Below are 17,612 nucleotides of genomic sequence, written 5' to 3'. Positions count from 1 at the left end.
GTTAGTCGAGGCCGCGGCGTTTTAGCAGGGGCTCCAGCTCCGCGTCCCGGCCTCGCAGGATGCGGAATGATTCCAAAGGGTCGCGGCTGTTGCCCCTGGCAAGCAGCTCCCGGCGGAAGCGTTCCCCGTTGGTCCTGGTGAGGCCGCCGTTCTCCTTGAACCAGTCCACGGTTTCGGCGTCCAGTACCTCGCTCCAGATATAGGAGTAGTAGCCGGCAGCGTAACCGGCCCCCGCGAAGATGTGCTGGAAGTACCCGGTCCGGTAGCGGGGCGGGATCAGCGGGTGGGCAATTCCAGCGGCGGCCAGGGCCTTCGCCTCGAACTCCACCGCATCGTCCGGTACGTCCCCCGGCTCCAGCGTGTGCCACGCAAGGTCCAGCAGGGCTGCGCCCAGGTATTCGGTCGTGGCGAAGCCTTCGCCCCAGAGCCGTGACTCCTCAAGCCGGTCGATGATGTCCCGGGGCAACGGCTCCCCGGTGACGTGGTGGCGCGCGTAGTTGGCGAGCACTTCCGGCCACATGATCCACATTTCGTTCACCTGTGACGGGTACTCGACGAAGTCCCGGGGTACCGCCGTTCCTGAGAACCGTGGATAGGTCACGCTGGAAAACAGCCCGTGCAGTGCATGCCCGAACTCGTGGAACAACGTCCGCAGCTCGTCCAGGGTGAGGAGGGCCGGTTCACCGGGGGCCGGTTTGGAGATGTTGAGCGTATTAATCACGACGGGCCGGGTGTCCAGCAGCTCCGACTGGTCGACCAGTGAGTTCATCCAGGCACCGCCCCGCTTCGATTCACGTGCGAAGTAGTCGCCGAGGAAGAGTCCCAGCCCGGTCCCGTCCCCGTCACGGACCTCCCAGATCCGCACGTCGGGATGGTATGCCTGCAGGTCGGGCCGTTCGTGGAACGTGATGCCGTACAGGGAGCTGGCTGCAAAGAAGACTCCGTCAGTGATCACCCGGTCCAGCTCGAAGTAGGGGCGCAGGGCCTGTTCGTCGACGTCGTACTTCTCCCGGCGCACCTTCGCCGAGTAGTAGGCCCAGTCCCAGGGCTCCAGGCGGTGGCCGGCTGCTCCTGCCAGTGCGGCAGCTTCGGCGTCCGCATTGCGCATCGCTGCCGGCGCCAGCCGGTTCAGCATGGCCTGGACCGCTTCAAAGTCCGGGGCTGTCTGGCGGTCCACCACGAGGCCGGCGTAATTCGGGAATCCCAGCAGTGCGGCCTTCTCAGCCCGCAGCCCGGCCATGGACTTGGCCAGGTCCAGCACATCCAGGCTGCCGCCATCGCTGCCCCGGCCCACGGAGGCTTCGAACAGGCGACGGCGGATATCCCGGTTTTCGAGCGACGCCAAGGCAGGCTGGTTGCCGGGCTGGATCAGGGTAAGCAGGTATTTGCCATCGTGCCCGGCGGCTCGGGCGGCCTCCGCCGCACCGGCGACGTCGTCGGCCGGCAGTCCCGCCAGGTCGGCCGCATCCTCCAGCAGCAGTGCCGCGGATTTCATGCCCTCCTTGACCCGCTGGCCGAACTCGGTACCGAGGCGGGCCAGCTCCGCATTGACGGCACGCAGCCGCTCCTGGCCTGCAGCGTCGAGCTGGATGCCGGACTGGTGGAACTCCTTGAGATACTCCTCCACCAGCCGGACGGACTCCGGACCGCAGCCGGTGGTGTCAATGGCCGAGAATCGCTCGTACAGGGCGCGGTTCAGGTACATCTCGTCCTGGTGCGCCGGGAAGAGCGGCGACAGTTCCGTTTCGAGGTCCCGGATGTCCTGCGATGCGTCCGCGGAGACCAGGGTGAAGAAAGCCGCTGCGGCCCGGTTCAAAAGCTGTCCTGAACGTTCCATTGCCAAGGCCGTGTTCTCGAAGGTGGCCGGCTCCGGGTTGTCCGTGATGGTCCGGATCTCTTCCAGGTGCCCGGACAGCCCGGCTTTTATGGCTTCGCGGTAGTCACCGGGTTCGAGGTCACGGAACGGTGGAAGACCATAGGGCAGCGGACTGGCGGCAAGGAGGGGGTTCGTCATGGGGTAAATCTTTCACGGCGGGCCACGCTTCTCAATTGCCGAAATATCACCAGCGTCCAGGCAGCATCCCTACAATTGCCGCTATGGGGACCATTTCGGGCAGGCTTTTCATGCGCGGCCGGGCGGCAGTCCTGGGCCTGGCGTGTGCCGCGGTCCTGGCTTCCGGCACCACGTTGGCAGGCTGCGGCCTCGTTGCGGAACAAGGGGCAATACCGTCGCGGCCGGGCTCCAGCACAAACGCAGTACACGATGCCACTGCGGCGGGCGCCACCGGGTCCCCAGCGCCCTCGCCTTCCCCCACGCCCACTCCCACCCCGGCCCCGGGGAAAGGGCAGGCCTGTCCCACCCTCCGGTGCACCACCGTCCTGGTCACCGGAGACCTGCTGGTCCATGCCCAGCTGTGGCAGCAGGCCCAGCAGGATGCAGCCGCCGCGGGAAAGCCCGGCCTTGACTTCCTTCCCCTCCTCGAAGGGCAGCGCCGTTACCTCAACGCCAGCGATCTGGCCATCTGCCACCAGGAAACGCCCGTGGCGGGACCGGACGGCCCCTTCTCCGCCTACCCATCCTTCAACGTGCCGCCCCAGATCATCACGGCCGCCAAGGAGGTGGGCTACCAGGCGTGCACAACCGCCAGCAACCACACCATCGACCGCGGCACGGACGGCTTGCTGCGCACCCTGGACCGGATGGACGCCGTCGGACTGAAACACACCGGCTCCTACCGCACGGAAAGCGAATCCCAGTCCGTCCTCCTCCTGCAGACACCGGCCGCAAAGGTCGCCGTCATTGAAGGAACCTATGGACTCAACGGCCTGACCCCGGACCACCCCTGGCAGGTGGACATGCTGGACCCCGCTGCCATGATCGCCAAAGCCGCAAAGGCACGGAGCCTGGGGGCGGACATCGTCCTGGGGGTCATGCACGCAGGAGACGAATATTCCAGTGCCCCCAACGGCCAGCAGCAGGACGTGGCCCACGCCCTGGTGGACAGCGGCCAGTTCAACCTGGTCTATGGCCACCACACCCATTCCGTGCAGCCCATCGAGAAGTACAAGGACGCCTGGATCGTGTACGGCCTGGGCAACGGCGTCACCGAACTGTCGCCCTGGTACGTCGTCAACAACGAAGGCCTGCTGGTCCGCATCCAGTTCAGCCAGGACGCCGGAGGCAAGTGGACCGCGAGCGACCTGGCCTGGGCGCCCTCGGTCATCGTCCGCGACCCCTACAGGTGGTGTTCGGTCGCCTCGGACGCCCCGCAGGGGCCCTGTGCCGGCGCCGAAGCAGACGCTGCAACCCGCCAGCGCACCGCCGGCGTTGTGGAGTCCATGGGGGCCGCCGCAGCCGGCGCCCACGAACTCCTGATCACGAAGGAGCCTTGAACCATGGACACTTCCAGGACCGGCACCCGGCCAAGGACAGCTCTGCTGGGCGTGCCCGTCCGGTGGATGGGGCCGGGCGCCATCGCGTTCCTCTTTGCCCTGTACGGCGTGTTCTGGTTCGTGGAGCGCCCGGCAGGGGAGCCGCTCCTGGGGCACGTGGGGCAGCTCTTCGGCGGTGAATCGGTCCTGCTATTCTCGATCGCCCTGGTCCTGATCAGCACCCTCCCCCATGTGGAACCACTGTTCGGCGGCATCGACCACGCGGCCATCTGGCACCGGCGGGCCGCAATCACGGCCACCCTGCTGCTGCTGCCGCATATCGAACTTGCGGCCAACCCGGCGGCGACGAGCGCCGGAAAGACGCTCGCCGTGATCGCGGCGAGCGGCCTGGCCGCTTTAGTGGTGTGGGCCATCCTGCCGCGCTGGCGGACCATGCTTCCCGCGCCCGTCCGCCGCCTGGTGCTTGCCGCACTTCAGGCCCGTCCTGTGAAGTTGGCGGCACGGCTGCTGGGCGGCTATGAGCGGTGGCGCGGCTTCCACCGGCTGACCGGCCTCTTCGTTGGGGCCGGGTTCGTGCACGGCCTGCTGGATGCCAGTTCCTTCGCCGCAGTGCCCGGGCTGCGCTGGAGCTACGTCGCGATCGGCGGTACCGGCCTGGCCTTCTATGCCTACCGCGAACTCCTCGCGCGGCATTTCCTGCCCCACCATGACTACCAGGTGGCAGGAGTGCGTCCATTGGCGGCGGACCTTGTCGAGGTTACGCTCCGGCCCCTAGGCAAACCACTGAAATTCAAGCCGGGCCAATTCGCCATGATCTACCTTGAGACGGCGGACGGCTGGCAGCGGCACCCCTTCTCCATGTCGGGCGCCGCCCACGGCGACACCATCGGGATCACGGTCAAGGCGCTGGGTGACCACACCACCAAGCTTCCCGACGTCGTCCAGACCGGAATGCCCGCCGTCGTCGGCGGACCCTATGGGCGGTTTGACCGGCATGGCGGCACGGCAGACCAGGTCTGGATCGCGGCCGGTGTCGGCATCACGCCGTTCCTCAGCTGGCTGCGGTCGCTGGACGGGGAAATCCAAGACAACGTCGACTTCTTCGTCTCCTCCGCGGGACCTTCGCCTTTTGCCGAAGAGATCGCCGCCGTCGCCGCGACGCAGCCCCGGCTGAAGGTCCATCTGGTCGACACGGAGGTCGACGGCCGGCTGACACCGGAGCGGATACTGTCCGAGGTGGGCACGGATCCGCGGCGGCTGTCGGTGTTCATGGGCGGCCCCGATGCCATGCTGCGGCAGTTCCGGAAGGACTTCCGGGCCGCCGGCGTTCGCCGCGCCAATATCCACCGCGAATACTTCCAGTGGCGCTAAACGTTTAGCCTGCGGGCAGTTCCTTGACCGGAGGTGCGCGTGAAGCCGCTCTTTAGCGGGGGCGCCGGGCGGCGTGCTCCCGGGCCAGGACGGCGAAGGAGTCGTCAGGGTTGCCGGGGGTGAAGCTGCCGAACTTGCGCTCGGCCGCGGTCCGGATGAGGAAGTCTGCAATGGCCGGGTTCTTGGGCAGCAGCGAGCCGTGCAGGTAGCTGGCCACGATGTTTCGGTAGCGGGCACCCTCGTGGCCGTCGTTGCTGTTGTTGCCGGTCCCCTTGGCCGTGGTGCCCAGCGGTCGTACGCCGCTGCCCAGGGTGGTCTGCCCGCTGTGGTTCTCGTAGCCAAGGACTTCGCCGAACTCGGAGGTGGCCACCTTGACGTTGCCGATCAGGCGTTCGTCGCCGCCATGGGTTTCCACGTCCAGAACCCCGATCCCGGGGATGACTGCGCCCGTGCGGGTCTTGAAGAAACGGCCGAAGAGCTGGTACAGCCCGCAGATGAGCAGCATTGGTGTGCCGTTCTCGGCCAGTTCCTTCAGGGCGCCGGCCCGTGCCTGCAGGTCGTCCTGGATGACCAGTTGCCCGCTGTCCTGGCCGCCGCCGCCGACAATGACGTCCACGTTGTCCGGGAACGGATCGCCCACGTTGTATTCGAGCAGTTCCGGCGTGTAGCCGTGCCAGGCGATCCGGCGCTGCAGGACAAGGGCATTGCCCCAGTCGCCGTAGATGTTCATGTCGCGCGGATACAGCTGCACCACACGGAGGGTGCCCTTGGACTGGTCAGCGGCTGCGGCTCCGGCCGGGTTCACGAGACAACCTCCACGGTGGTGATCTTGGACAGTTCGCGGCGGATGGCCAGCATCGCCGTGTAGGTGCAGAAGATCCGCTTCGGCTTGCCCTGGCCCTCGCGGATGAAGGCCGCCAAGGCCTGTGCGATCTCCGGCTCCACGGCACCGACCCGGACATCGTCGTACTGCAGCCGCAGCGCCATGTCATAAGCCCGTGAGCCGGTCAGCAGGTCAACGCCGCCGTCACGCAGGGAATCGAATTCCACGTCCCAGAGCCAGGACATGTCCCGCCCGTCGGCGTAGTTGTCGTTGATGGCAATCATGGTGGCGTAGCCGGCGGCGGGAAAGGACTTCAGGCCCAGGCGGAAGCCGCTGGGGTTCTTCACCAGCACCAGGTCCAGGGGCTGGCCCTCCACAGTGAGGCTCTCACCGCGCCCGAACGCCGGAGCCACCTGCGACAGGGCTTGGAGCAGGGTCTCATGGTTGGCGGTGGCGGCGCCCGCGCCGCAGATGCTCCGCGCCAGTGCCAGCGCGGCCGCGGCGTTGAAGATGTTGTACACGCCGCGCAGCTTCATCGCAGTGGTGACCGTGCCGCCGTCGTACTCAAACTCGGCGCTGTCCGCGCCCACCTTGCGGAGCACGACGTCGGCCCGCGGCTTTTCCGGCAGGTTCGCCGGGGCGGGGCTGCCGGGGGCGGCACGCATGTCGTCGTCGTTGGGGAAGGTCCCCAGCAACGACTCGTCAAGGCCGAAGTACTTGACCTCCTGGCCTGTGAGGGTGTCGGCGATCCTGGCCACGCGCGGGTCCTCGCGGTTCAGGACCACGGTTCCAGTGGTCTTTGCGGCGATGTGCTGCAGCAGCTGGGCCGTCTTGTCGATCTCGCCAAACCGGTCCAGCTGGTCCCGCAGCACGTTCAGGAGCAGGCAATACCGGGGCGGGACACTGTTCACGAAGTGCACGGCGTGGGCTTCATCGAGTTCCAGGACCGCGACGTCCGCATCAAGTTTTCCGCGCCAGTCCACCTCACCGAGGAGGGATGCGGCCACACCCCTGGTGAAGTTGCTGCCGGTGCGGTTGGTGAAGACTTTCAGGCCTTGGCTTTCCAGCAGCTCCACCACCATTTTCGTCGTGGTGGTCTTGCCGTTCGTGCCGCTCACGACGGCCACACCGTGGGGGAGCGTGCTGAGGGTGCGCCGCATGAAGCCGGGGTCGATCTTTTCAACCACCAGCCCGGGCAGGGCGGATCCGCCGCCCCGGAGCCGGGAGACGCGGCGGACCAGCTTGCCGAGCGGAACACTGAAGAAGACCATGTTTTGAATATATCCCAGCAACGGCATGCAACCCCTGCCGGGCAGCGGCAGGCGGAACCGGGCCGGCGATACCGCACGTATGCTGGATGGATGACAAACTCCCCTTCAGCTGCTCCTGCACGCCCGGGCTCAGGCCTGCGGATCGGCGTCCTGGCACTCCAGGGCGATTTCCGCGAACACCTCCGGGCCGTGGAGGCTACGGGCGCCGAAGCCGTGGGAGTGCGGCGGCCCGCGGAGCTGGACGGACTGGACGGGCTCATCATTCCCGGCGGTGAATCCACGGCCATCGACAAGCTGGCCCGCGCCTTCGACCTCGCCGATCCACTGCGCAAGCGCATCCACGAGGGCCTGCCGGTTTACGGTTCCTGCGCCGGAATGATCCTGCTGGCATCGGACATTGCCGATCCAGCCACCGACCTGTCCGGCGCGCCGCAGGAGACTTTTGGAGGCCTCGACATCACCGTGCGCCGCAACGCCTTTGGACGCCAGCGGGAGTCCTTCGAAACGGACCTGGATTTCAAGGGGCTTGAGTTCAGCGCCACGGAGTCGGGCGTCGCCCCGGTCCACGCCGTCTTCATCCGTGGCCCGTGGGTTGAGCGGGTGGGACCCGGCGTGGAGGTCCTCGCGCAGGTGGAGCCGGCTGATCCCGAACACGCGTCCCACGCTGTCCCGCTGCCTGGGGCGGCTAGAATTGTCGCAGTGCGTTCGGGCCAGCTGCTGGCCACCTCCTTCCATCCGGAAGTGACCGGCGAGAAACGCGTACACGAACTTTTTATCCGCATGATCAGAGGAGAAGCGTAAAGCATGTCAGGCCACTCCAAATGGGCGACGACCAAGCACAAGAAAGCCGTCATCGACGCCAGGCGTGCAAAGTCGTTCGCCAAGCTGATCAAGAACATCGAAGTTGCGGCCCGGATGGGCGGACCGGACCTCGCAGGCAACCCCGGCCTGGAACTGGCGGTGACCAAGGCCAAGAAGACCTCGGTCCCCAACGACAACATCGACCGTGCCATCAAGCGCGGCGCCGGCCTCACCGGTGAAGTGATCGACTACACCGAGATCATGTACGAGGCCCGCGGCCCCCAGGGCTCTGCCCTGCTGATCGAGTGCCTCACGGACAACAAGAACAGGGCAGCATCGGAAGTGCGCCTGGCGATCTCCCGCAACGGTGGCACCATCGCAGATCCGGGCTCCGTCAGCTACCTCTTCACCCGCAAGGGCGTAGTGAACCTGCCCAAGAACGGCCTGGGCGAGGACGATGTCCTGATGGCTGTCCTGGACGCGGGCGCCGAGGAAGTCAAGGACAACGGCGACACCTTCGAGATCCACTCGGAGCCGGGTGACCTGCCGGCCATCCGGGAAGCGCTCAAGGAAGCCGGCATCGAATACGACACCGACGAGGTGGAGTTCGTGCCGTCCATGCAGGTGGAGTTGGACGTCGACGGTGCCCGTAAGTTCATGAAGCTCGCCGATGCGCTGGAAGAACTCGACGACGTCCAGAACGTCTACAGCAACGCCGACTTCAGCGACGAGGTCCAGGCAGCCCTGGAATCCGAGTGACGTCCGGCCTTGCCTGCTGACGCGGCCTTCGGGCCCTCGCCCCGGGCTCGGGCCGGAGCGGGAAACCAGTGACGCTCCGTGTCCTGGGGGTTGACCCCGGCCTGACCCGGTGCGGTATTGGCGTGGTGGACGTTGAACGGAACCGCCGGGCCACCATGGTGGCCGTCGGCGTCGTGGGTACGTCGCCGGACGAAACCCTGGACCGGCGGCTGCTGGTCATCGCCACGGCCATCGACGAATGGCTGGACCGCTTCGAGCCCGAGGTGCTCGCCGTCGAACGCGTTTTCTCGCAGCTCAATGTCAGCACCGTGATGGGCGTGGCCCAGGCGTCCGGCGTGGTGATCGCTGCGGCGGCCCGCCGCGGAATCCCTGTTGCGCTTCACACGCCGTCGGAGGTTAAGGCGGCGGTCACCGGAAGCGGTACGTCCAACAAGGACGCGGTGACCAAGCTGGTCACCAAGATCCTCCGCCTGGATGCGCCGCCCCGGCCCGCCGACGCGGCGGACGCGCTGGCCCTGGCCATCACGCATGCCTGGCGTGCGGGAAGCGGAGCGGCCGTGGCCACCACCGGGCCGGGCAGTTCGTCCCTGACGCCCGCCCAGCGCGCGTGGGCCGAGGCGGAGGCCAAGGCGCGCCGCGCACGCTGAATGTCCCTGCCGGTTGCTAGGGTATTCGTAGATATGTTCGGATAGCCGGCCCTTACATGGGGCCGGCGGTACATCGGGAGCCCGGCCTTGATCAGTTTCCTTCGCGGAACCGTAGCCCACGTTGGCCTGTCCACGGCCGTTATCGACCTGAACGGCGCGGGCATGAGTGTCTATGCCACCCCGCAGACCCTCAGCCGGCTGCGGGTCGGCGAAGAGGGCAAGGTCTTCACCTCCCTGATCGTCCGGGAGGACTCGCTGACGCTGTTCGGTTTTGCGGACGACGACGAGCGCGAGGTTTTCGAGGTCCTGCTGAGTGTGAGCGGGGTCGGGCCGCGCCTGGCGCTTGCCGTGCTGGCCGTCCACGATCCCGAAGCGATCCGCGTGGCGGCCCACACCGGCGACAGCAAGACTTTCACCAAGGTCCCCGGAATCGGCCCCAAGGTGGCCGGCCGGATCGTCCTGGAACTGGCAGGAAAGCTCGTTCCGCATGGCACGGCTGCCGCGGCGGCCGCCGCCACTTCCGCGGAGGCGGCCTGGAAGCCCCAGGTGGTGGCCGCCATGACGAGCCTGGGCTGGTCGGAGAAGGACGCATCGTCCAGCATCGACAAGGCGCTGGCGGATGAACCAGAGGTGTCCTTCCGCGGCAACGTTCCCGAGATCCTGCGGACCACCCTCCGGTGGCTCGGCCAGGACGGTGCCCGTGCAGGCAACCGCGTAGGCAGCCGTGGCTGAACCGTCATTGGTGGCCGCGGGGGAGGAGCCGGAGGAGCGCGCCATCGAGGCCGCCCTCCGCCCCAAGAACCTGGACGACTTTGTCGGACAGCACCGGGTGCGCAAACAGCTGTCGCTGGTCCTGCAGGCGTCGAAAATGCGTGGGCGGACCGCCGACCATGTGCTGTTTTCCGGTCCGCCGGGCCTGGGCAAAACCACGCTGGCCATGATCGTGGCCGCGGAAATGAACGCACCGTTGCGGCTCAGCAGCGGACCCGCCATCCAGCACGCCGGCGACCTCGCTGCCATCCTCTCCTCCCTGTCCGAGGGCGAAGTCCTGTTCCTCGACGAAATCCACCGCATGTCCCGCCCGGCCGAAGAAATGCTGTACATGGCCATGGAGGACTTCCGGGTGGACATCGTGGTGGGCAAGGGCGCGGGGGCCACCGCCATTCCGCTGGAGCTTCCACCGTTCACCCTGGTGGGCGCCACCACGCGGGCCGGCCTGCTTCCCGGCCCGCTGCGCGACCGGTTCGGCTTCACCGGGCACCTGGAGTTCTACTCCGTGGCGGAACTCGAACTGGTCCTGCGGCGATCGGCCGGCCTGCTGGACCTGAAGGTGAATTCGGCCGGGTTCGCCGAGATCGCCGGGCGGTCCCGTGGCACGCCCCGCATCGCCAACCGCCTGCTGCGCCGCGTGCGGGACTGGGCGCTGGTGCACGGAGTGGAGCAGATCGATGCCCGGTGCGCGTCGGCCGCGCTGGACATGTATGAGGTGGACAAGAAGGGCCTGGACCGCCTGGACCGGGCGGTCCTGGACGCCCTGATCACCAAGTTCGGCGGCGGCCCGGTGGGCCTGTCCACCCTGGCGATCGCCGTCGGTGAAGAGACCGAAACGGTGGAAACGGTGGCCGAGCCGTTCCTGGTCCGGGAGGGGCTGCTGGGCCGCACCCCGCGGGGCCGCATTGCCATGGCGCCCGCCTGGACGCACCTGGGCTACGCGATCCCTGCCGGAGTCTTCGCGCAGGAGCAGCTGGACCTTTTCGACCCCGGGGAAGAGGCCGCTGAGGGAGCGGGCCAGGCCCCGCGAAGCCAATAGCAGCCTCCCTTCAGCTTTTCCCTTTAGACTGGTATGACGCTCGGCACGTTCGGGTCTTTGTTTCGCGGGTGGCCCTGCCGCCTCCGCTGCTGGGGAAGGCAGGCTCCTGCCTGCGTGCCTGTCCCGCCCCGGCCGAAACGAAGCCGGCGCCGCCGGAAAAATCAGCCAGGCACGTAAAGGAATGGAATTCCCCTTGGATCTAATGTCAATTCTCCTGTTCGTCATGCTGGGCGTGTTCATGTTCATGATGTTCCGCCGCAACAAGAAGACGCAGCAGCAGCAGGCTGAGCTCCAGTCGAAGTTCGGTCCCGGCGTGGAGGTCATGACCAGCTTTGGCCTGTTCGGACGGATCGTGGACATCGACGAAGCCGAGAACAAGGTCACCCTTGAGCTTTCCCCCGGCAACACCGCTACCGTCCACCGCCAGGCCGTCACCAAGATCGTCGAGCCCGCGGCAGAGCCTGCGGCGGCCGCGCCTGATGACGCCTCCTCGCTCACCGCTCCGGAGAGCGGAAGCACTGCCACCGGCATCGAGACTCCTGAGGAAACCCTGAAGCGCCTCAACGACGAGGGCAAAAAGGACAGCTAGGCCCGCTGCCCCCTTTTACCCTCTACCGCTGTGGAAAACCGCCGGCGCGGGCTGAAACCCGCACCGGCGGTTTCTCCGCGACTAAGAGAAAGATCGACAATGGCACGAACTGGCCGCAAGAAACCAGGGCTGCGCGTCCTGGTCTGGCTTGGTGTACTACTGGCAGCGCTGACGGCTGTCCTGGCCGGGGGCACTGTTGCCGGACAGGCCAGCTGGGCACCCAAACTGGCACTGGACCTTGAGGGCGGAACCCAGATGATCCTGGCCCCGAAGGTCGAGGGCGGGTCGAACATCAACGAGGAACAGCTCAACCAGGCAGTGGCGATCATCCGCCAGCGCGTGGACGGCTCCGGCGTCGCCGAAGCCGAAATCAGCACCCAGTCCGGGCGCAACGTGGTGGTCAGCCTTCCCGGTACGCCCTCTGCGCAGACCCGTGACCTGATCCAGGCATCCGCCGACATGAACTTCCGCCCCGTCCTGCTCAACGGCGACGGCGCAGCGGTGCCGGCCGAATCCCGGGTACCCGAGGACCAGCTGCCCAAACCAACGGCCGAGCCGGCAAACAGCAGTGACACCAACTGGATCACCGCGGACGTCTACAAGCAGTTCGAGGCCCTTGACTGCAACAGCGCCGACGCCGAGAAGCCGGAGCGTTCAGACCCCACCAAGCCGCTGGTCACCTGCGAGCCCGCCACCGCCAAGACGCCCGCGATCAAGTACATCCTGGGTCCGGTGGAGGTGAAGGGCAGCAACATCGTCACGTCCTCCTTCCAGCTGCAGCAGGGTGCGCAGGGCGCGGTGACCAATGACTGGGCCGTCAACATCCAGTTCGACGCCGAAGGTACCGCCAAGTTCAAAGAGGTCACCGAGCGGCTGAACCAGTTCTACGTGGCTGCCGGCGGCGAGTCCGGCACCGATCCCAAGTCGCAGTTCGCCATCGTGCTGGACGACCAGGTGATTTCTGCTCCGCGATCCCTGGCCGTCATCACCGACGGGCGTCCGCAGATCACCGGCGGATTTACCGAACAGACGGCGAAGGCCCTGTCGGACCAGCTGCGGTTCGGCGCCCTTCCCATCAGCTTCGACATCCAAAGCGAGCAGCAGATCTCAGCCACCCTCGGCGGCGAACAGCTGCGCATGGGCCTGTTGGCCGGCCTGATCGGCCTGCTGCTCGTCGTTGTCTACTCCCTGTTCCAGTACCGTGCCCTGGGCTTCGTCACCATCGCGTCGCTGGTCGTGGCCGGCGCCCTGACGTACCTGGCCATTGCCATCCTCGGCTGGACGGAAAACTACCGGCTGTCCCTGGCCGGCGTCGCAGGCATCATCGTCGCGATCGGCCAGACAGCCGACTCGTTCATTGTGTACTTCGAGCGCATCCGTGACGAACTCCGTGAGGGGCGCGGCCTGGTGTCCGCCGTCGAAAACGGCTGGAAACGTGCCAAACGCACGGTCCTGGCGTCCAAGGCCGTCAACCTGCTTGCCGCCCTGGTCCTGTACTTCGTGGCCGTTGGCAACGTCCGCGGCTTCGCCTTCACCCTTGGCCTGACCGCAATCGCCGACCTCATCGTCGTGTTCATGTTCACGCACCCCACGCTGCAGCTCCTGGCCCGCACCAGGTTCTTCGGCGAAGGCCACAAGTTCTCGGGCCTGGACCCGGAGCGCCTGGGCGCTGTCCCGCTGTACCGTGGCGCCGGCCGCGTCAGGACACCCGAGGACCGGCCCGTGGCCGTCCGCGCAAAGAACACCGGGGCGGCGGCAGAAGCCGAGCGCCGGATGACCATCGCCGAACGGCGGCTGGCGGAGAAACAGGAACAGCTCGCAGGCTCTTCGAAAACCTCTGCGAAGGAGAACAAGTAATGTCAGGCTTCGCGAGCTTCGGCAACGAGCTCTACACCGGGAAGCGCTCCTACGATTTCGTGGGTGCCAAGAAAATCTGGTTCATCATCGCCGCGGTGGCGGTGGCCCTGTCCATCCTCCTGCCCATTGCCAAGGGTGGGTTCAACCTCGGCATCGAGTTCCGCGGCGGGTCCGAGTTCACGGTCTCAAACGTCAAGACCACCGATCCCACGGTGGGGGAGCATGCCGTTACCGACGTCGTCGAAGGCAGCGTTCCCCGTGTGGCGAACGTCGCCGGTAACACCATGCGGATCCAGACGGACAAGCTCACGGACGACGAGACGCTCCGGATCAAGCAGGGCCTCACCAGCGCCTATGGCGTGACGGACAACGAGGTGACTTCCACGTTCGTCGGTCCCACCTGGGGAGCCGACGTGACTAAGCAGGCACTGATCGGCCTGGTGGTGTTCGTGCTCCTGGCAGCCTTGCTGATGGCCCTGTACTTCCGCACCTGGAAAATGTCCCTGTCGGCGATTGCCGGCATGGCGGTAACGATGTTCATCACCGCGGGGGTCTATGCCCTCAGCGATTTCGAGGTGACACCCTCGGCCATCATCGGCTTCCTGACGGTCCTGAGCTACTCGCTGTATGACACTGTGGTGGTGTTCGACAAGATCCGGGAAAACACCTCCGGGATTGACGCCTCCACCCGCCGCACCTTCGGCGAGGAGGTCAACCTCGCGGTTAACCAGACGCTGGTGCGCTCCATCAACACCATGATGGTGGCCATCCTTCCCGTTGGCGCCATCCTCTTCATCGGCGCCGGCCTGCTGGGCGCCGGTACGCTCCGCGACCTGTCCCTGGCCCTGTTCGTGGGGATCCTCATCGGCACCGCGGCGACGATCTTCGTCGCTGCCCCCATGTACGCCTGGCTGCGGCAGAACGAACCGGAACTGGTCAAGCAGGCCAGGCGGGTGCAGCAGCGCCGCGCGGCTACGGCGGAACGCGTAGTTCCGGCGGCACCGGCGAAGGCCTGATCCGGGCCGGTGCCGCAGCGCCGGCAGTATGGTTCCGGGAGGGGCCAGCCCACGCAGATCCTGCGCGGGCCGGCCCCTCGTCGCATTTGAGCCGGTTATAAAAGTCGCAGCCGTGGGGAATAGACTGGAGTAATTAAAACGGTGGTGAGGGGTGCTTCATTGGAAGAACGTTCGGCGTCGGCGCCAGCGGCAGAGGGTGTAAACAGTCCTGCCGGTGTACAAGCCGGTGTTGCGCGCTCCGGTTCACTGGTTCCTGTCGACAACTCGGGTACACGCCCCACGTTCCCCGGCCGTCGGGAACGCACCCGGTCGCGGCTTGCCAGGCTGACCGGGCGCGGCACCGCCACGTACTCTCCCATCCTTGAACCACTGCTCCGCACGGTCCGCGCCAATAACCCCAAAGAGGACTTCGACCTCATCCAGCGCGCCTTCGATGTGGCAGAGCGCAGCCATCGCGGGCAGAAGCGCAAGAGCGGCGACCCCTACATCACGCACCCGGTGGCCGTGGCCACCATCCTTGCCGAACTTGGACTCAGCGGCACCACCCTTGCAGCAGCACTGCTGCACGACACCGTCGAGGACACCCCCTACACCCTGGCCGACCTGAAACGAGACTTCGGACCTGAGGTCGCCATGCTGGTGGACGGCGTGACCAAGCTGGACAAGGTCAGTTTCGGTGAGGCGGCCCAGTCCGAAACCGTCCGCAAGATGGTCGTCGCCATGGCCAAGGACATCCGGGTGCTCATGATCAAGCTCGCGGACCGGCTGCACAACGCCCGCACCTGGCGTTTCGTCTCCCCCGAGTCCTCGGCCCGCAAAGCCCGGGAGACGCTGGAGATCTTCGCGCCGTTGGCCCACAGGCTCGGCATGAACACCATCAAGTGGGAACTCGAGGACCTGTCCTTCGCCGCGCTGTACCCCAAGGTGTATGAAGAGATCGTCCGCATGGTGGGGGACCGGACCCCGGAACGGGAAAAGAGCCTGGCCGTCATCCGCGACCAGATCACGGAGGACCTGCGGGCCGCGCGCATCAAGGCCACCATTACGGGCAGGCCCAAGCACTACTACTCCATCTACCAAAAGATGATCGTCCGCGACAAGGACTTCGACGACATCAACGACCTCATGGGCGTGCGTGTCCTGGTGGACTCCGTCCGGGACTGCTACGCCGCCCTCGGCACGATGCATTCGCGCTGGAACCCGCTGCCCGGCAGGTTCAAGGACTACATCGCGATGCCGAAGTTCAACATGTACCAGTCCCTGCACACCACGGTGATCGGCCCCGGCGGAAAGCCCGTGGAAATCCAGATCCGGACCCACGAAATGCACCGTCGTGCCGAATATGGCGTGGCGGCGCACTGGAAGTACAAGGACCAGCCCAACCGCACGGCTGTCGGCCCGGGCAGCCCCCGCGACGGTGACATGGGCTGGCTCCGCTCCCTGGTGGACTGGCAGCAGGAAACCTCGGATCCCGGCGAGTTCCTGGATTCACTCCGGTTTGAGATCAACGCCCGCGAAGTCTTCGTCTTCACCCCCAAGGGTGAAGTCATGGCGCTCCCTGCAGGGTCCACTCCCGTGGACTTCGCCTATGCCGTGCACACAGAGGTTGGGCACCGCACCATCGGCGCACGCGTCAACGGCAAGCTGGTCCCGCTCAACAGCGAGCTGAACCATGGCGACTGGGTGGAGATCTTCACCTCCAAAGCCGAGGGCGCCGGGCCGAGCCAGGACTGGCAGCACTTCGTCAAGAGTGCCCGGGCGCGCAACAAGATCCGCCAGTGGTTCAGCAAGGAGCGCCGCGAGGAGGCGATCGACCGCGGCAAGGAACTCCTGACCCGCGCCATGCGAAAGCAGAACCTGCCCCTGCAGCGCCTGATGACCCACGAAGCCCTCGCAGCCGTCGCCGAAGAGTTCAAGTACGCCGACATCTCCGGGCTCTACGCCGGCGTTGGAGACGGGCACACGTCCGCCCAGTCGGTGATGGAAAAGCTGATCGAGAGCCTCGGCGCCAACGAAAGCGCCGACGATGACGTCGCCGAAGTCAGTATCCCCACGCAGGTCACCAAGGCACGGTTCTCCGATTCCGGCGTCGTGGTCCGGGGCGTGGGCGACGTCTGGGTGAAGCTGGCCCGCTGCTGCACTCCCGTGCCGCCGGATCCGATCCTGGGCTTCGTGACCAGGGGCTCGGGGGTCTCGGTGCACCGCACGGACTGCACCAATATCTCGGACCTAAAGGACCAGCCGGACCGGATCGTGGACGTGGACTGGGCACCGACGCAGTCCAGCGTCTTCCTGGTGGAAATCCAGGTGGAGGCACTTGACCGGAAGTCGCTGCTGTCCGACGTGACGCGTGTCCTCTCGGACAACCACGTCAACATCCTGGCGGCCAGCGTCCACACCTCCACCGATCGGGTGGCGATTTCACGGTTTGCCTTCGAGATGGGCGATCCCAAGTACCTGAGCCACGTCCTCAGCGCCGTCCGCCGGATCGACGGCGTCTTCGACGTCTACCGCACCACCGGCAACAAGCGCCGGAGCTAACCGGCCGAGCTTCTCCAGGGCGGCCCGCTTGTGCGGCACCCGCGGCGAGGCCTCAATGGCGCGGACAAGGAGGCGCAGGCGAACATCCTGCTCCGGCCGGGACAGCAACGCCGCAAGGGCCGGTACCGCCCGTTCCGGTTCCACATGCAGTGCGATATCCAACGCCGTCCGCAGGGGACTGGAGACCATCAGGCCGCCGAGGCTGACCACATCAAACGGGCCGAGCCTCACCTCGTGCAGGGTGCAGCCGCGCGTGCTGCGCAGGCTTGACACCCTCCGCTTCGCATCCACCAGCAGCGCCAGCCGGTCAGGTTCCGCTGCGCAACCGTAGATCCACGCCGCGGTCATCCGTCCGGCAACAACCCGCTGCCGGATGGCGGCCGGCACCACGCACGCCGCCGCCCTCGCCCGCAACTGCGGAGAGGCACCAAGGCCTGGAAGGATGTATCCATGCTGGTGGAAGCGGGCCAACAGGCCGTCAGCGGCGAGGGACTGGAGTTCAGGGCCGGCGAAGGGGCTTCCCGGCGCATACAGCTCGGGAAAGCGTGGGGCAAAAGCAGTTTCTGGTCCTGCCGCCGGACCTCCGGAACCGGAAGGATGCGGGCCCCTGCCTGCGCTGGCGGCGGGGGAAGCTGATGGTGTTGCCATCCCCCCATCCTGCCGCGGGCCTCGTTAACAGAGACAGGCCCGGTTCCGGTTATGTGGATAACCGGAACCGGGCCTGCTCTGCCCAC

At 66.6% G+C, this 17,612-nt stretch carries 15 protein-coding genes; 11 read left to right on the top strand and 4 right to left on the bottom strand.

All coding sequences use genetic code 11. From position 1 onward, the window contains the following. Position 1 precedes the first annotated feature (1 nt). A complete protein-coding gene (locus AC3IMC_RS02805; protein WP_490916926.1) occupies positions 2-2,014 on the bottom strand; it encodes a M3 family metallopeptidase in 2,013 nt (670 codons plus the stop codon). An 83-nt stretch (positions 2,015-2,097) separates the two neighbouring features. Between AC3IMC_RS02805 and AC3IMC_RS02800 the strand changes: the two genes are divergently transcribed. After that, on the top strand, positions 2,098-3,393 hold the full coding sequence (locus AC3IMC_RS02800) for a CapA family protein (protein WP_490916925.1): 1,296 nt from the start codon (positions 2,098-2,100) through the stop codon (positions 3,391-3,393). Positions 3,394-3,396: 3 nt separating this feature from the next. Continuing rightward, a complete protein-coding gene (locus AC3IMC_RS02795) occupies positions 3,397-4,764 on the top strand; it encodes a ferredoxin reductase family protein (protein WP_490916924.1) in 1,368 nt (455 codons plus the stop codon). Between the two features lie 52 nt (positions 4,765-4,816). On the opposite strand, the gene AC3IMC_RS02790 is transcribed toward AC3IMC_RS02795, so the two are convergent. Continuing rightward, positions 4,817-5,569 (bottom strand): type 1 glutamine amidotransferase, encoded by a 753-nt coding sequence (locus AC3IMC_RS02790; protein ID WP_490916923.1) that lies wholly within the window; start codon positions 5,567-5,569, stop codon positions 4,817-4,819. Further along, on the bottom strand, positions 5,566-6,858 hold the full coding sequence (locus tag AC3IMC_RS02785) for a Mur ligase family protein (RefSeq protein ID WP_490916922.1): 1,293 nt from the start codon (positions 6,856-6,858) through the stop codon (positions 5,566-5,568). The genes AC3IMC_RS02790 and AC3IMC_RS02785 overlap by 4 nt, the downstream gene beginning before the upstream one ends. A gap of 90 nt (positions 6,859-6,948) precedes the next feature. Here AC3IMC_RS02785 and pdxT point away from each other — a divergent pair, with 90 nt between their 5' ends. The 9 genes from pdxT (at position 6,949) to AC3IMC_RS02740 (ending at position 16,878) form a co-directional block, all read left to right on the top strand. Continuing rightward, positions 6,949-7,659: a pyridoxal 5'-phosphate synthase glutaminase subunit PdxT gene (gene pdxT / locus AC3IMC_RS02780; protein WP_490916921.1), complete on the top strand. Its 711-nt coding sequence runs from the start codon at positions 6,949-6,951 to the stop codon at positions 7,657-7,659. A 3-nt stretch (positions 7,660-7,662) separates the two neighbouring features. Beyond that, the gene (locus tag AC3IMC_RS02775; protein WP_490916920.1) at positions 7,663-8,418 is read left to right on the top strand and encodes a YebC/PmpR family DNA-binding transcriptional regulator; all 756 of its coding nucleotides are present in this window, start codon (positions 7,663-7,665) and stop codon (positions 8,416-8,418) included. A 68-nt stretch (positions 8,419-8,486) separates the two neighbouring features. Beyond that, positions 8,487-9,065 carry a crossover junction endodeoxyribonuclease RuvC gene (ruvC, locus tag AC3IMC_RS02770; protein ID WP_490916919.1) on the top strand — a complete coding sequence of 193 codons (579 nt, stop codon included), beginning with the start codon at positions 8,487-8,489 and terminating at the stop codon, positions 9,063-9,065. 87 nt (positions 9,066-9,152) lie between these two features. Further along, positions 9,153-9,797, top strand: a complete 645-nt coding sequence (ruvA, locus tag AC3IMC_RS02765; protein ID WP_490916918.1) for a Holliday junction branch migration protein RuvA — start codon at positions 9,153-9,155, stop codon at positions 9,795-9,797. Then, complete coding sequence (gene ruvB, locus AC3IMC_RS02760; RefSeq protein WP_490916917.1) at positions 9,790-10,875, top strand: Holliday junction branch migration DNA helicase RuvB; 1,086 nt, start codon at positions 9,790-9,792, stop codon at positions 10,873-10,875. The genes ruvA and ruvB overlap by 8 nt, the downstream gene beginning before the upstream one ends. A gap of 202 nt (positions 10,876-11,077) precedes the next feature. Continuing rightward, positions 11,078-11,464, top strand: a complete 387-nt coding sequence (gene yajC, locus AC3IMC_RS02755) for a preprotein translocase subunit YajC (protein WP_490916916.1) — start codon at positions 11,078-11,080, stop codon at positions 11,462-11,464. A gap of 99 nt (positions 11,465-11,563) precedes the next feature. Continuing rightward, on the top strand, positions 11,564-13,321 hold the full coding sequence (gene secD, locus AC3IMC_RS02750; RefSeq protein ID WP_490916915.1) for a protein translocase subunit SecD: 1,758 nt from the start codon (positions 11,564-11,566) through the stop codon (positions 13,319-13,321). Next, a complete protein-coding gene (gene secF, locus AC3IMC_RS02745) occupies positions 13,321-14,337 on the top strand; it encodes a protein translocase subunit SecF (protein ID WP_490916914.1) in 1,017 nt (338 codons plus the stop codon). Before secD ends, secF begins: the two co-directional genes overlap by 1 nt. Positions 14,338-14,496: 159 nt before the next feature. Next, a complete protein-coding gene (locus AC3IMC_RS02740; RefSeq protein ID WP_490916913.1) occupies positions 14,497-16,878 on the top strand; it encodes a RelA/SpoT family protein in 2,382 nt (793 codons plus the stop codon). On the opposite strand, the gene AC3IMC_RS02735 is transcribed toward AC3IMC_RS02740, so the two are convergent. Further along, positions 16,759-17,526, bottom strand: coding sequence for a type IV toxin-antitoxin system AbiEi family antitoxin (locus AC3IMC_RS02735; RefSeq protein WP_490916912.1), 768 nt, complete (start codon positions 17,524-17,526; stop codon positions 16,759-16,761). The genes AC3IMC_RS02740 and AC3IMC_RS02735 overlap by 120 nt on opposite strands. Positions 17,527-17,612 lie beyond the last annotated feature (86 nt).

The sequence above is a fragment of the Arthrobacter sp. E70 genome (assembly GCF_058266945.1).
Note: the sequence above shows the minus strand (reverse complement) of the source record. Positions and strands in the feature narration are given on the sequence as shown.